Genomic DNA, 13,577 nt, shown 5'->3' with positions numbered 1-13,577 from the left:
GGCGGTGGCGCGCCTTCGCGCCAGCCTTGAGGCCGGCCGATCACCGGTCTACAAAAAAGACAGTTGCTCCCCGGTGTCCGGCCTGTTAGCCACCGTCGTCGTCGGGATCATCGCCCTTCCGACTTGGCGCCAGCATCGGGGCGCCAGGACCACGCAGCTTCACGTCCGCAAGAACCTCGTTCGTCCGCATGCCCCAAGGACATGCTGCGAGCCCTCGCGGCCACCGCATCCCCGCCTCACGCCTCGTGACGATCGCGAAACGCCCCTCGCTGGCGAGACGGGATGAGGGGAGAGGAACACGGATTCTGGAAAGACGAAAGCGAAATTTTTGCCGTCAGCAGGCTGGATCAACGCATCAGGTTGATCGCGCGGGGGAAATGAGTTTTTCGGCGCGAGGGATTCCGGGATGAACGATGCTCGTTCGCGGCTGCCGATCGAGATGGATCGCGCAAAATGACGAACTGATTTGCCCGACGGGCGGGCCGGCATGCGCCTCGCGAGCAGTCGATTCGAGACCGAACTAATGAGTTGATCGAGCTCCACCCCGGCGACAGTGCCCTCCCCTCCCCCTTGCGGGGAGGGGTCGGGGGTGGGGGTCTCCGGGCGACGCTGCCTGATGAGTCCGCGTGAAGGCGCACGGCATGCGCTTCGGGAGAAGCGCATCGAGGTGACGACGAACGGTTGCGAGTTGGAAGAATGACGATGCCCCGAGCGGGCTCACTGGGTGGGGACCCCCACCCCCGACCCCTCCCCGCAAGGGGGAGGGGAGCAGACTGTCAGCGGGGTGAGAGCTCGGCTCGAAGGAGCATCCGCCCCCGACTACGCCGTCAGCTTCTCCAGCTCCTTGATGATCGCTTCGCCCATCTGCGTGGTCGAAGCCGGAGTCGATCCCTCGGCCTTGATGTCCGCCGTGCGCAGGCCGCTCGCCAGCACGGCGGCGATGGCGGCGTCGAGCTTGTCGGCGAGCGCGCCCATGTCGAAGGAGTAGCGCAGCGCCATGCCGAACGAGGTCAGCATCGCGATCGGGTTGGCGAGACCCTTGCCGGCGATATCCGGCGCCGAGCCGTGCACCGGCTCGTACAGCGCGCGGCGCTTGTGGGTCTTGGCGTCGACCTCGCCGAGCGAGGCGGACGGCAGCATGCCGAGCGATCCGGTCAGCATCGCCGCGATGTCCGACAGCATGTCGCCGAACAGATTGTCGGTGACGATGACGTCGAACATCTTCGGGTATTTCACTAGGTTCATGCCGCCGGAATCGGCGAGCTGGTGCTCGAGCGTGACGTCCTTGTACTCGCGATTGTGGACCGCGGTGACGACCTCGTTCCAGAGCACGCCCGACTTCATGACGTTGCGCTTCTCCATCGACGTCACCTTGTTCTTGCGCTTGCGCGCGAGGTCGAAGGCGACGCGGGCGATGCGCTCGATCTCATAGGTGTCGTAGACCTGGGTATCGATCGCGCGCTTCTGGCCGTTGCCGAGATCGGTGATGGTCTTTGGCTCGCCGAAATACACGCCGCCGGTGAGCTCCCGCACGATCATGATGTCGAGGCCCTCGACGATCTCGCGCTTCAGGCTGGAGGCATCGGCGAGCGCCGGATAGCACACGGCGGGACGCAGATTGGCGAACAGGCCGAGATCCTTGCGCAGGCGGAGCAGGCCCGCCTCGGGACGCACCTCGTAGGGAACGCCATCCCATTTCGGACCGCCGACGGCGCCGAAGATGATGGCGTCGGCCGCCTTGGCCTTGTCCATGTCGGCTTCCGAGATCGAGGCGCCGTGCGCGTCATAGGCGGCGCCGCCGACCAGGCCGTCCTCGGTCTCGAACGAGGCCAGTCCCTTGGCGTTGAGCCAGCCGATCAGGCGCTTCACCTCGGCCATCACTTCGGGGCCGATGCCGTCGCCGGGCAGCAAAAGGAGCTTCTGGGTCGCCATGGTCGTTGTCCTCACGGGGCTTGTCATGCCGGGGCATTGCGCGGGCATCCATCCTTGGGATGGCTGGATTGCCGGTCTGCCTCGAGCGGATCGAAAGCAGGCGCCCGGCAATGACGGGATCTCTCAAAACGGCGGAGTGCTAAAGCCCTCCTGCGCCGTTGGCAAGCCACCATTGCCGGCGCACCACTTCTGTCGCGGCGAGGTGGGCGGTAATGTGCGCGAAAATCGCGGCCGAATAGCATGAATTGCCGGCCGATCGCCGCGCCGGAGCATGTCTTGCCAGCCTCCCCATCCGACCCGACACCGGCCCACCCGGCGTTGACCAACCTCACGCTGTCGCTGGGTCCGATCATCGGTCTCGGCATCGGCCGCTTCGCCTACGCGCTGGTGCTGCCGGACATGCGGGACAGCCTGCATTGGTCATACTCGGCGGCCGGCTTCATGAACACGGTCAACGCCGCTGGCTATCTCATCGGCGCGCTGATCGCCGCGCAGCTGGCCCGGCGCTACGGCGGCCTGGCCGCAGTGCGCGGCGGAACGCTGGCGGCGCTGGCCTCGCTCGTGGTGTGCGCCATGACCGGTGACTTCATCGCGCTCAGCCTGGCGCGGCTCGTGACCGGCATCGGCGCCGGCGTCGCGCTGGTGGCCGGCGGCGCGCTGGCGGCGCGGGTCGCCCTGGCGCGGCCGGCGCAGGCGAGCTTCGTGCTGAGCCTGTTCTATGCCGGACCGCCGCTCGGCATCGTCATCTCCGGCCTGATCGCGCCTTTCGTGCTGCAGGCCTTCGGGCCCGGCTCATGGTGGATCGTATGGGCCGTGCTCGCCGCGGTCGGCGCGGTGCTGATCGGGCCGCTGCTCGCGATGCGGCTCCCGGCGAACGCCGCCACGGCGGAGACCCGCACCGACCGCGTCTCGCTGCGGCCGATGGCGATCTATCTGTTCGGCTACTTCCTCTACGGCGCCGGCTATATCGCCTATCTCACCTTCATGATCGCGTATGTGCGCGATCTCGGCGGCGGCGCCGCGGCGCAATCAGGCTTCTGGTGTCTCATTGGCCTCGCCGGCTTCACCACGCCCTGGGTGTGGCGGCGCGTGCTGGCGCTCGACCGCGGCGGCTGGCCCACCGCCCTCATCCTCACCATCAACGCGATCGGCGCCGCCCTGCCCTCGCTCAGCCATTCGCCTGTCATGCTGACGCTGTCGGCCGCTGTGTTCGGCATCGCCTTTTCGACCGTGACCACGGCCACCACCGCCTTCGTGCGCTTCAACCTGCCGCAGAGCGCCTGGCCGGGCGCGATCGCCGCGCTGACCATCTCGTTCGGCGTCGGCCAGACGCTCGGACCCTTCGCCGTCGGCGCGATCACCGATGCGATGGGGAGTTTGACCTATGCGCTGAACGTATCGGCGGCCTTGTTGCTGCTGGGCGCGGTGATGGCGGCGATGCAAGGCAAGCTGAAGCGCTCCGACCGCACCTAGCTCACGGTGTCGTCCCGGCGAACGCCGGGACCCATACCGCGGAAGCTATCGAGGGATGCGGCTGCCAGTTGCCTGCCTCATACCCCCCTGTGGTTATGGGTCCCGGCGTTCGCCGGGACGACAGCGGAGTGTGTCGCGCGCAGCTCGGCCTCAAGCGGACCGACGATCAGCTCCCGCTGAACGAATTGTACCCCTGATCCTCCCAATAGCCGCCCTTGTAGTCGTTGGTGATTTCCATCGCGACGACGTATTTCGGGTTCTTGAAGCCGAGCTTAGTGGGGACGCGGATCTTCATCGGGTAGCCGTAGGCGCGCGGCAGGATCTGGTCGGCGAACTTGAAGGTCATCTGGGTCTGCGGATGCAGCGCGGTGCGCATGTCCAAGGGCGAATTGTAGCCGTCCTTGTCGGCGCAGTTGAACCAGACATATTTCGCGCTGATATCCGCGCCGATCAGCTTGAGGAAGTCGCGCAAGGGCGTGCCGGTCCAGGAGCCGATCGCGCTCCAGCCCTCGACGCAGATATGACGCGTGATCTGCGTCACCTGCGGCAGCGCATGCAGCTCGTCCAGCGTCCACGACTTCTTGTTGTCGACGAGGCCGCGCACCTCGAGCTTCCAGTCAGCGGCATCGATCTCCGGCGCCTCGTCGAGCGTGTAGTAGGCATTGAACGGGAACGGCTTGGTGATCGCGCTCTCCGGAAAGGTCGGCGCCAGCGCGTCCGGATTGAACATCCAGGCCTGCACGGCGTCGTTGAACTTCGACACCTTCTTGAGCAGCTCCTCCGCCGTGTCGCCGTCGACGACGTCGCAGCCGGTGAGCAGGGTCAGCGCGCCCAGGCTGGCGCCGCCGGTGAGGAAGCGGCGCCGGGTGAGGTCGGGCATCACCTTGAGCGAGTCCTTGATCAGGAGCCGCTTGTCGACGCCGGGAATGAGGAACGGACGCTTGGCCATGATACTCTCTCCTCTCAGCGACCGATGATCATCGCGCGCAGGCTCTTCGGCACCAGCAGCGCGAGCAGGATGTGGATCACCAGGAAGGCGCAGATCAGCGCCATGCAGACGAAATGGACGTAGCGCGCGGCCGGATAGTCGCCGAACAGGCTGACCAGCCAGTGCAGCTGGACCGGCTTCCACATCGACAGGCCGGTGAGCACGACGACGATGCCGATCCCGATGATGCCGAGATAGAGCAGCTTCTGCACCGCGTTGTAGGCGGTGAGGTCGTCATGGGCGAGCTTGAAGGTCAGCGCGGCCTTGAGGTCGGCGATGACGGACGCCGGCGAGACCGGCAGCAGCTTGCGGCGGAACCGGCCGGTGGCGAGACCGGTGGCGAGATAAGCGAGCCCGTTCAGCATCAGCAGCCACATCGCCGCGAAGTGCCACAGCAGCGCGCCGCCGAGCCAGCCGCCGAGCGTGAAGCTGCGGTCGAAACGGAAGTCGAACAGCGGCGAGGCGTTGTAGATCTGCCAGCCCGACATGATCATCATGATCATCGCGACGGCGTTGATCCAATGCATGACGCGCACCCAGGCCGGCTGAATGACCTTGGTCGCGACTCCAGTTGCAGGTCCCCCGGTCGCCGCGAGGGTCGAGGGGGCGCTGGTGGTGGCGCTCGTCATGGCGGTCGGCTCCGTCGCTTGCATTCGTCACGGTCATTATACGCCGGCTCGGCGGGCCCCGTTACGCTCCGGCACCGATCAAATCGATACGTGAAAACTATGGCGTTCACAAAAAAGCGAGCCGGGGTGGGCCCGGCTCGCTCCTGGTCACATCCGCGAGGAGGAGGAAGAAACGGATGTGTCCGGTGTCGCGCCGGGCCTCAGGACGCCGGCATCAGCACGGTGTCGACCACGTGGATGACGCCGTTCGACTGGTTGACGTTGGGGATCGTGACCATCGAGGTGCCGCCCTTGGCGTCGACGATCATGACGTTCTTGCCCTCGCGCTTGACGGTGAGCTGCTCGCCCTCGACCGTCTTCAGCATCTGGCCGTCCTTCAGGTCGGACGCCTCGAGCTTGCCGGGCACGACGTGATAGGTGAGGATCTTGGTCAGCGTCGCCTTGTTCTCCGGCTTGACGAGGCTGTCGACGGTGCCGGCCGGCAGCTTGCCGAACGCGGTGTTGGTCGGCGCGAACACCGTGAACGGTCCCTTGCCTTCCAGCGTCTGCACGAGGCCCGCGGCCTTCACCGCGGCGACCAGCGTCGTATGATCCTTCGAGTTGACCGCGTTCTGCACGATGTTCTTCGACGGGTACATCGCCGCGCCTCCGACCATCACGGTCTTCTCCTCGGCGTGCGCGGGCGCGACGACGATCGAGGTCAGCGACAGCGCGCTGAAGGCGGCGGCAGCGAGGAAGGCAATGCGCTTGGACATGGGTAGCTCCCTAATGAAGACGGCGGCAGCGCCGCACGATGAGTTCGACTGCGACATCGATGCGTTGGAGAGCGCTGTTGCTCTCGCGTCGTGTCGGGCCGAGCTACGCCGCGTCCGGAAGCGAGTTTCGGCGCATAATTTAACGTGATCCGTGAAACCTGCGGCGATCGAGATCGTCTCGCCGACTCATTGAACGAGATCTGCGCCGCAATGTCGCAGCCTGCTGCGAACTGATCAGCTCTCTGTCGGTCATTGGCCGAGGCCGATGACCGATCATCGCCGCCATTAACTACAATGCGAGCCGAGCCCGGCCGAACCTGCCGAAAATATTGCGAGTAAGACTTTCTTAAGGTTGATTGGTCGGCACGGCGCCGGCTGCGGGAAGGGGATGTCCCGCACTGTCCGGCGCGATCGGCGGGGGTTTCCTACAGTGAACAGAACGATCTGGATTGCGGGGTTCTGCCTCGTGATAATCTGCTGCTTGCTTGCAACGAAGATGGTGCTCGCCGCGGCGACGCCCGGCGACATGAGCGACACGACCTCGTCGCTGATCCGCGAGCCCATTCCGGGCGTTGATACGCTGAGCGAGACGGATCGCAGCTTCGCGACACAGCCGATCGAGTACAACGAGGACGTCTATCTGCCACTGGTCTCGCGGGCCGTGCGGGCGGAAGGGCGTAGCGGGTCGCCGGCGCGCCGGGCGAAGGCGTCCGGCAAAGCCGCTGTGCTGCGGCCGGTCAAGCGCAATCCGCAGCCCGTGAAGACGTCGGCGGCGTCGTGCAAGCAACTCGACCCGATCGCGCGCTTCCTCGCCTCGGCGAAGATCGGGCCGCGGTGCCAGGCTTGATCGTTTGAGGCGTCAGGCGGAGACCGCCGTCACCACTTGCGCCAGCAACTGCTCGCGCCGCGTCTGCGAGCGCTGGCCCTTCATGGTGGCGGCGAAGCGTTCGAGGATGCCGTCCTCGAACGCCGTGACGATGGTGTCGTGCACGTAGCTCTTGCGGCAGATCGCCGGCGTGTTGGTGAGCTCGTCGGCGGCGGCGCGGATCGCTTCCAGGATCTGCTTCTTGCGGCCGCGCGCGCTCGCCGCGGGCGTGATTCGCGACAAGGTCTCCAGGGCGACGGCCGAGGCCATCAGCGTGCGGAAATCCTTCAGCGAGATCTTGATGCCGGCGATCTCGCGCAGGAACGCGTTGACCTGCGTGGTCGAGACCGCGCGCACCACGCCCTGGGCGTCGCGGTATTGGAACATGCGGCGGCCGGGGACGCCGCGCAGGATGCCGACGGCCCGCACCAGCTTGGCGGCGTCGCATTCCTTGCGCACCGCCTTGCCGCCCTTGGCCTTGAAGGTCAGCACCAGGGAGTCATCCTCGAGCGTGACGTTCGACTTCAACAATGTGGTGGCGCCGCGCGTGCCGTTTAGCCGCGCATAGGATTCGTTGCCGGGACGGATCGCGGTGCGCGCGATCAGCTCGATCACGGCCGCCAGCGCGAACTCGCGCGTCGGCTCGTCGCCGGCGAGATGTTTCGACACCGCGCGGCGGATGCGCGGCAGCGCGCCGACCAGCTTGGCGAGACGATGCGCCTTGCGATGCTCGCGCACCTTCTCCCAATCGGCGTGATAGCGATATTGCAGCCGGCCGGCGGCGTCGACACCCACCGCCTGCAGATGCAGGTTCGGATCGGGGGCGTAGCGCACCTCGCGATAGGCCGGCGGCACCGCCATCGCATGCAGGCGGCGAATGGTGCCGGCGTGGCGGATCGGAGTGCCGTTGGCGCGGATGAAGGTATAGCTCTTGCCCCGCCTGATGCGGCGGATGGTCAGCGCGGTCTGGTCGCCGAGCTTCAGCCCGATGCGCTTGGCGAGTTCCTCGACCGAGGTCTTGGCGTTGCCTTGCGCGTCGGCGGTCTTGGCGTGGGCGAGATCCTTCAAGGTCAGCTTGCGGCGCGGCGGCTTGGGCGGCCACTGGCCCAGCGCCTTCGCGAGCGCGACATCGGCATCGGCCGGGCCGACCCGCGGGCTCTCGAAATTCTGCTGGTCCATCATTGCTTTAGACGCCCTGCCGTCGTTTTCATCCGCTCAATGCCCCGGAGTCCGGTTTGGTTCCGGCCGGGTTATCCACAGCTTCAAGGCGATTTAGGGCGAGACGGGCCGGATAGCGAGTCCCTAATTTTGGGCAGAACGGTTGCAAAATACCGGTGAGCGCCCGGATTCCGGGTAACCTTGATGCTGCAGACTGTAGCGACCTCCGAAGTGTGACCGGCGCGCGCAACCTCCGCGCACAATTCTTTGATCCTGCGCAGACCGCCTCCCCGCCGAAGGTCCTACTTGTCTTGCCTTGTCGCCGCCGGTTACGCGGACGCATAGTGGGAACAACGATGGCCTGCGCCGGACCACGGCGGGCCGCATGTGGAGGGTGTGAAATGTCCGAGAAGATCTACGACGTTCCGGCCGAATGGGCGAAACGCGCCTTTGTCGACGACGCGAAGTACCAGGAGATGTACGCGCGCTCGATCAAGGACCCCAACGGCTTCTGGGCCGAGCAGGCCAGGCGCGTCGACTGGGTCAAGGCACCGACGAAGATCGAGAACGTCTCCTACGCACCCGGCAACATCTCGATCAAATGGTTCGAGGACGGCGTCCTCAACGCCGCCTACAACTGCGTCGACCGCCATCTCGCCACCCGCGGCGACCAGACCGCGATCATCTGGGAGGGCGACGACCCCTCGCAGTCCAAGCACATCACCTATCGCGAGCTGCACGACGAGGTGTGCCGGATGGCCAACATCCTGCGCAACCGCAACGTCAAGAAGGGCGACCGCGTCACGATCTATCTGCCGATGATCCCGGAGGCGGCTTACGCGATGCTGGCCTGCGCCCGCATCGGCGCCATCCATTCGGTGGTGTTCGCCGGGTTCTCGCCGGACTCGCTGGCCCAGCGCATCAAGGACTGCGATTCCAAGATCATCATCACCGCCGACGAGGGCCTGCGCGGCGGCCGCAAGGTGCCGCTCAAGGCCAATGTCGACGCGGCGCTGAACAAGGTCGACAATGTCGACTGGGTCGTCGTGGTCAAGCGCACCGGCGGCAAGATCGAGATGAACCCGAGCCGCGACCTCTGGTATCACGAGGCCGCGGAGATGGTGACCACCGAATGCCCGTGCGAGCCGATGCATGCGGAGGATCCGCTGTTCATCCTCTACACCTCGGGCTCGACCGGCCAGCCCAAGGGCGTGCTGCACACCACCGGCGGCTATCTCGTCTACGCCGCGATGACGCACCAATACGTGTTCGACTATCACGAGGGCGACGTCTACTGGTGCACCGCCGACGTCGGCTGGGTCACCGGCCACAGCTACATCCTCTATGGACCGCTGGCCAACGGCGCCATCTCGCTGATGTTCGAAGGCGTGCCGAACTATCCGGACAATTCGCGGTTCTGGAACGTCATCGACAAGCACAAGGTCAACATCTTCTACACCGCGCCGACCGCGATCCGCGCGCTGATGCAGGGCGGCGACGCGCCGGTGAAGAAGACCTCGCGCGCGTCTCTGCGCCTGCTCGGCTCGGTCGGCGAGCCGATCAATCCGGAAGCCTGGGAGTGGTATCACCGCGTCGTCGGCGACGACCGCTGCCCGATCGTCGACACCTGGTGGCAGACCGAGACCGGCGGCATCCTGATCACGCCGCTGCCGGGCGCGACCAAGCTCAAGCCGGGCTCGGCGACGCGGCCGTTCTTCGGCGTCGTGCCGGAGATCGTCGATGCCGATGGCAAGACGCTGGAAGGCGCGACCGAGGGCAATCTCTGCCTCACCCGCTCCTGGCCGGGCCAGATGCGCACGGTGTATGGCGATCACGCCCGGTTCGAGATGACCTACTTCTCGACCTACAAGGGCAAGTACTTCACCGGCGACGGCTGCCGCCGCGATGCCGATGGCTACTACTGGATCACCGGCCGCGTCGATGACGTCATCAACGTCTCCGGCCACCGCATGGGCACCGCCGAGGTGGAGAGCGCGCTGGTCGCGCACGCCAAGGTCTCGGAAGCGGCCGTGGTCGGCTATCCGCACGACATCAAGGGCCAGGGCATCTACGCCTATGTCACCCTGATGGCCGGCGAGCAGCCGAGCGAGGAGCTGCGCAAGGAGCTCGTCGCCTGGGTGCGCAAGGAGATCGGCCCGATCGCCTCGCCCGACCAGATCCAGTTCGCCCCCGGCCTGCCCAAGACCCGCTCCGGCAAGATCATGCGCCGCATCCTGCGCAAGATCGCCGAGGACGAGCCGGGCGCGCTCGGCGACACCTCGACCCTTGCCGATCCCGGCGTGGTCGATGATCTCGTCCAGCACCGGCAGAACCGCAAGGAGAAGCAGGCCTAGCGCATGTCCGCTGGACCTCTCAGGAGACGGTTGGAGAACGCGGCCCGGCTGGGCTGCGTTCTCCTCGCTTTGGCGGGCGGGATCGGTCCTTCGACGGCGCAGCTCATGCCGCAGTCGCCGGAGCTGAAGAGTTCGGTCGCGTTCTTCTACCGGGATCCGCGCATCGAGGGCCTGGCCCACGTGTTCGCGACCCTGAAGTCGGAAGGGCGGGATTGGACCGCCTACCCGCCGGTGACCGGGCTGTTGGCGCGGTCCTTCGCGCTGCATCCCGACTGGATCGATCGGCTGGCGCCGCCCGAGGGAGACGGCAAGGCGGCTTCGGCGTTCCTGGCCGCGGTCCGGCTCTCGGGACATGCCGCTGAGGCTGGCAGGTTTCGCGGCCGTTTCGGCGCCAGCGCCCTCGACGCCACGCTGGAGGATCAGTTCGGCAGCGCTCCCGCCCGGCTCGAGGACATCACGATCAGGACCCCGACCGACCTGGACCTGCTGTGGGGCGCCTCGTTCGCTGAAGGCGACGGCCGCTATGTGCGCATGATCCTCGACTTCTTCGCCTCCATCACCAATCAGTCCGAGCTCATCGCGCTCGACACCGCCCGTCTCACGGTGGCCATGGTCGGCGGTCCGAAGGACATCTACGACACGCTGGAGCAGCGCTACGACGCGGCCCAGCGCGGCCGGATGGTGGTTGCGGCCGCAGCCCTGTGGGCCATCGGATCGAACGTGCGCCAGCACGACTACGTCCGCCAGGCGACGTCCGACTACATCCACGATCATCCGCGCACATTCGCCGTCCGGGCGCTGTCGGCGATCACCCGCCTCAAATAGATTGCACGTGCCCGGCCGGGTTCGCTCCGCTGGCCCCGCCGGCGAATCCGTGTTGCGGGCCGGATTCCGGCCGAGTGTTGTTTTCAGGTCATTTACTTGCAGAGGAAGTTTTCATTTCCTCCAGCCATCCGAGTGCTCCCGCAAGAGCGGAGGTCGCAGCGATGGGGCGAAGAGGAATGGCGAGGCCGAATGGAGCGATCGGGCCGGCCGTGAAGGCGGCGATGATGGCCGCGTCGGTGGTCGGAGCCATGGTCACGACGGCCGACTCTGCGTCCGCCCGTCCCGAGCTGGTCAGCATCGCCGGCGACTATTCGCCCGGCACGATCGTGGTGAAGACCGGCGAGCGCAAGCTCTACCTCGTGCTCGATGGCAGCCACGCCATGCGCTACACGGTCGGCGTCGGCAAGGCCGGCCGGCAATGGGCCGGCACCACCAAGATCGACGGCAAGTACAGGAATCCGGCCTGGGCGCCGCCGGCCGACGTCAAGCGCGACAAGCCCAACATCCCCGACGTGATCCCCGGTGGCTCGCCGCAGAATCCGATGGGCGTCGCCGCCATGACGCTCGCGGGCGGCGAATATGCCATCCACGGCACCAATGTGCCGAACTCGGTCGGCGGCTACGTCTCCTACGGCTGCATCCGCATGCTGAACAGCGATATCACCGACCTCTACGAGCGCGTGTCGATCGGCACCACGGTGGTCGTGACCCGCTGAAGCCGAAGCGGCCGAACTGATTCTCCGTCCCCCGCGCCATCACCATGCCTGACGGCGCGCGCCCGGCGGATGTATCAGAAGTCCGAGATGATTCCCTTTTTCTCCCAGTCGCCGTAGCGGGTCGGCTCCGGTCCCTTCGGACCCTGCAGCTCCCTCGGCATTGGCGTCGCCTGCTCGGCCGCGAGACGACGCCGCTCCTCCGCCTCGGCCAGCGCACGCTGCGCGGCCGGAGTGAGCGGCTTGCGCGGATTGTCGTTGCTGGCGACCACCGACAATGCGGGCTTGCGCTCGTTGTTGGGTTCGTTGCTCATCGTACCATTCCACCGTTGCACCGGATCCTTCCCGACATCATCAGATCGTGTGAGCACGCCGGGGAAAACAGGTCTAAAAAAAGCGGAGCCGATTCTTACATTTGGCATATTCCGGTGACAGAGGACCCGCAAGCTGATGGCATGCACCCGATGGTCGCGGAACTGCCTTTCTTCTTTCGCGAGTAATTCCCAGGCATGCCTCCGCCGCGTTTTGCGACCCCTTCCGAAGTCCCAGGCCTAGCGGCACGACGCATCGCCGCCGACGTGGTCGACGGCGTGCTGCACAAGCATCGCACCCTCGACGATCAGCTCGACGGAACCGGCGCGCATCCCGGACTGAAGCATCTCGCCGACCGCGACCGCGCGCTGATGCGCCGGCTGGTCGCCACGACCTTGCGGCGGCTCGGAACGCTCGGCCACGTGCTGTCGCGGCTGCTGGATCGTGGCGTGCCGACCGACGCGCCGCGGGCGCAGAGCGCGCTGCTGATCGGCGCCGCCCAGATCCTCTGGATGGACGTTCCCGACCACGCCGCCGTCGACCTTTCCGTCCGCCTCGTGCAGGCCGACCGCCGCGCGGCGAAATATGCCGGACTCGTCAACGCGGTGCTGCGGCGCTGCGCCCGCGAGGGCGCCAGCCTGCTCGACGATGCCACCGGTCAGCCGCTTGATATCGCGCCCTGGCTGCTCAAGCGCTGGATCGATCATTACGGCGAAGCGACCGCCAGGGACATCGCCGCGGCGCTCGGCCAGGAGCCGTCGCTCGACCTCACGGTGAAGTCGGACCCGGCGCAATGGGCGTCGCGGCTGCACGGCGAGGTGCTGCCGACCGGCACCGTGCGCACCGTGCTGCATGGCTCGGTGACGGTGCTGCCGGGCTTTGCCGAGGGACAATGGTGGGTCCAGGACGCCGCTGCCGCCCTGCCGGCGCGCCTGCTCGGCGATGTCAGCGGCAAGGCCGTCGCCGACCTCTGCGCGGCGCCGGGCGGCAAGACCGCCCAGCTCGCCCATGCCGGCGCCCGCGTCACCGCGGTCGACCGGTCGCCGGCCCGGATGAACCGGCTGAAGGACAACATGACCCGGCTGCAGCTCGCGGCCGAGACGGTCGTGGCCGATGCCGCCGAATGGCAGCCCGCCGACGGCGGCGGCTTCGACGGCCTGCTGCTCGATGCGCCCTGCACCTCGACCGGCACGATCCGGCGCCATCCCGACGTCGGCTGGTTGCGCAGCGAGGCCGACATCACCGCATTGTCGGGCCTGCAGACGCGGCTGCTGACCAGGGCGGCCAGCCTGCTCAAGCCGGGCGGAACCCTGGTCTACTGCACCTGTTCGCTGGAGCCCGAGGAGGGCGAGCAGGTGGTCGAGCGCGTGCTCGCCGAAACCACCGAGCTGCGCCGCATCCCCGTCAGCCCCGGCGAGGTGGCGGGACTGGCCGAGCTGGTCACGCCGGCCGGCGACCTGCGCACCCTGCCCTGTCATTTGCCGCACCAGGACCCCCGGCTTGGCGGTCTCGACGGTTTTTATGCGGCGAGACTGGAGCGGCGGCCGTGAGCGTGTCATCGTGTGCGCTCTGC

12 protein-coding genes are annotated in these 13,577 nt (G+C 66.9%); 6 read left to right on the top strand and 6 right to left on the bottom strand.

Annotated elements, in window-relative coordinates:
- Positions 1–819: 819 nt before the first annotated feature.
- Positions 820–1,932, bottom strand: coding sequence for a 3-isopropylmalate dehydrogenase (gene leuB, locus ACQR1F_RS14650; RefSeq protein WP_316238547.1), 1,113 nt, complete (start codon positions 1,930–1,932; stop codon positions 820–822).
- A 276-nt stretch (positions 1,933–2,208) separates the two neighbouring features.
- On the opposite strand from leuB, the gene ACQR1F_RS14645 reads away from it, so the two are divergent.
- Entirely contained in the window at positions 2,209–3,405 is a 1,197-nt protein-coding gene (locus ACQR1F_RS14645; protein WP_315800748.1) for a YbfB/YjiJ family MFS transporter, read from the top strand.
- 166 nt (positions 3,406–3,571) lie between these two features.
- Here the strand turns inward: ACQR1F_RS14645 and ACQR1F_RS14640 are convergent, their stop codons facing one another.
- From ACQR1F_RS14640 to ACQR1F_RS14630, 3 genes are all read right to left on the bottom strand, one after another.
- Positions 3,572–4,354 (bottom strand): molybdopterin-dependent oxidoreductase, encoded by a 783-nt coding sequence (locus ACQR1F_RS14640; RefSeq protein ID WP_316215495.1) that lies wholly within the window; start codon positions 4,352–4,354, stop codon positions 3,572–3,574.
- Positions 4,355–4,368: 14 nt separating this feature from the next.
- The gene (locus ACQR1F_RS14635) at positions 4,369–5,022 is read right to left on the bottom strand and encodes a cytochrome b/b6 domain-containing protein (protein WP_434913344.1); all 654 of its coding nucleotides are present in this window, start codon (positions 5,020–5,022) and stop codon (positions 4,369–4,371) included.
- A gap of 200 nt (positions 5,023–5,222) precedes the next feature.
- Entirely contained in the window at positions 5,223–5,777 is a 555-nt protein-coding gene (locus ACQR1F_RS14630) for a fasciclin domain-containing protein (protein WP_316180273.1), read from the bottom strand.
- 481 nt (positions 5,778–6,258) lie between these two features.
- Here ACQR1F_RS14630 and ACQR1F_RS14625 point away from each other — a divergent pair, with 481 nt between their 5' ends.
- Positions 6,259–6,624 (top strand): hypothetical protein, encoded by a 366-nt coding sequence (locus tag ACQR1F_RS14625; protein ID WP_434913343.1) that lies wholly within the window; start codon positions 6,259–6,261, stop codon positions 6,622–6,624.
- A gap of 12 nt (positions 6,625–6,636) precedes the next feature.
- Here the strand turns inward: ACQR1F_RS14625 and ACQR1F_RS14620 are convergent, their stop codons facing one another.
- Positions 6,637–7,824, bottom strand: coding sequence for a DNA topoisomerase IB (locus ACQR1F_RS14620; protein ID WP_434863709.1), 1,188 nt, complete (start codon positions 7,822–7,824; stop codon positions 6,637–6,639).
- Positions 7,825–8,201: 377 nt separating this feature from the next.
- Between ACQR1F_RS14620 and acs the strand changes: the two genes are divergently transcribed.
- From acs to ACQR1F_RS14605, 3 genes are all read left to right on the top strand, one after another.
- Positions 8,202–10,154: an acetate--CoA ligase gene (gene acs / locus ACQR1F_RS14615; protein ID WP_434908055.1), complete on the top strand. Its 1,953-nt coding sequence runs from the start codon at positions 8,202–8,204 to the stop codon at positions 10,152–10,154.
- Positions 10,155–10,259: 105 nt separating this feature from the next.
- Complete coding sequence (locus ACQR1F_RS14610; RefSeq protein ID WP_315800755.1) at positions 10,260–10,979, top strand: hypothetical protein; 720 nt, start codon at positions 10,260–10,262, stop codon at positions 10,977–10,979.
- A 221-nt stretch (positions 10,980–11,200) separates the two neighbouring features.
- Positions 11,201–11,695 (top strand): L,D-transpeptidase, encoded by a 495-nt coding sequence (locus tag ACQR1F_RS14605; protein WP_315800926.1) that lies wholly within the window; start codon positions 11,201–11,203, stop codon positions 11,693–11,695.
- A gap of 74 nt (positions 11,696–11,769) precedes the next feature.
- On the opposite strand, the gene ACQR1F_RS14600 is transcribed toward ACQR1F_RS14605, so the two are convergent.
- Positions 11,770–12,006 (bottom strand): DUF1674 domain-containing protein, encoded by a 237-nt coding sequence (locus ACQR1F_RS14600; RefSeq protein ID WP_316180265.1) that lies wholly within the window; start codon positions 12,004–12,006, stop codon positions 11,770–11,772.
- 195 nt (positions 12,007–12,201) lie between these two features.
- Between ACQR1F_RS14600 and ACQR1F_RS14595 the strand changes: the two genes are divergently transcribed.
- Entirely contained in the window at positions 12,202–13,554 is a 1,353-nt protein-coding gene (locus ACQR1F_RS14595; protein ID WP_434913342.1) for an RsmB/NOP family class I SAM-dependent RNA methyltransferase, read from the top strand.
- Positions 13,555–13,577 lie beyond the last annotated feature (23 nt).

The sequence above is a fragment of the Bradyrhizobium sp. HKCCYLS3013 genome, assembly GCF_051167615.1.
Classification (GTDB): Bacteria; Pseudomonadota; Alphaproteobacteria; order Rhizobiales; family Xanthobacteraceae; genus Bradyrhizobium.
This window is presented reverse-complemented; position numbering and strand designations above follow the sequence as displayed.

Coding starts and splice junctions, on each gene's coding strand:
- leuB (WP_316238547.1), bottom strand. CDS start 1,932: ATGGCGACCCAGAAGCTCCTTTTGCTGCCCGGCGACGGCATCGGCCCC.
- ACQR1F_RS14640 (WP_316215495.1), bottom strand. CDS start 4,354: ATGGCCAAGCGTCCGTTCCTCATTCCCGGCGTCGACAAGCGGCTCCTG.
- ACQR1F_RS14635 (WP_434913344.1), bottom strand. CDS start 5,022: ATGACGAGCGCCACCACCAGCGCCCCCTCGACCCTCGCGGCGACCGGG.
- ACQR1F_RS14630 (WP_316180273.1), bottom strand. CDS start 5,777: ATGTCCAAGCGCATTGCCTTCCTCGCTGCCGCCGCCTTCAGCGCGCTG.
- ACQR1F_RS14620 (WP_434863709.1), bottom strand. CDS start 7,824: ATGATGGACCAGCAGAATTTCGAGAGCCCGCGGGTCGGCCCGGCCGAT.
- acs (WP_434908055.1), top strand. CDS start 8,202: ATGTCCGAGAAGATCTACGACGTTCCGGCCGAATGGGCGAAACGCGCC.
- ACQR1F_RS14610 (WP_315800755.1), top strand. CDS start 10,260: ATGCCGCAGTCGCCGGAGCTGAAGAGTTCGGTCGCGTTCTTCTACCGG.
- ACQR1F_RS14605 (WP_315800926.1), top strand. CDS start 11,201: ATGATGGCCGCGTCGGTGGTCGGAGCCATGGTCACGACGGCCGACTCT.
- ACQR1F_RS14600 (WP_316180265.1), bottom strand. CDS start 12,006: ATGAGCAACGAACCCAACAACGAGCGCAAGCCCGCATTGTCGGTGGTC.
- ACQR1F_RS14595 (WP_434913342.1), top strand. CDS start 12,202: ATGCCTCCGCCGCGTTTTGCGACCCCTTCCGAAGTCCCAGGCCTAGCG.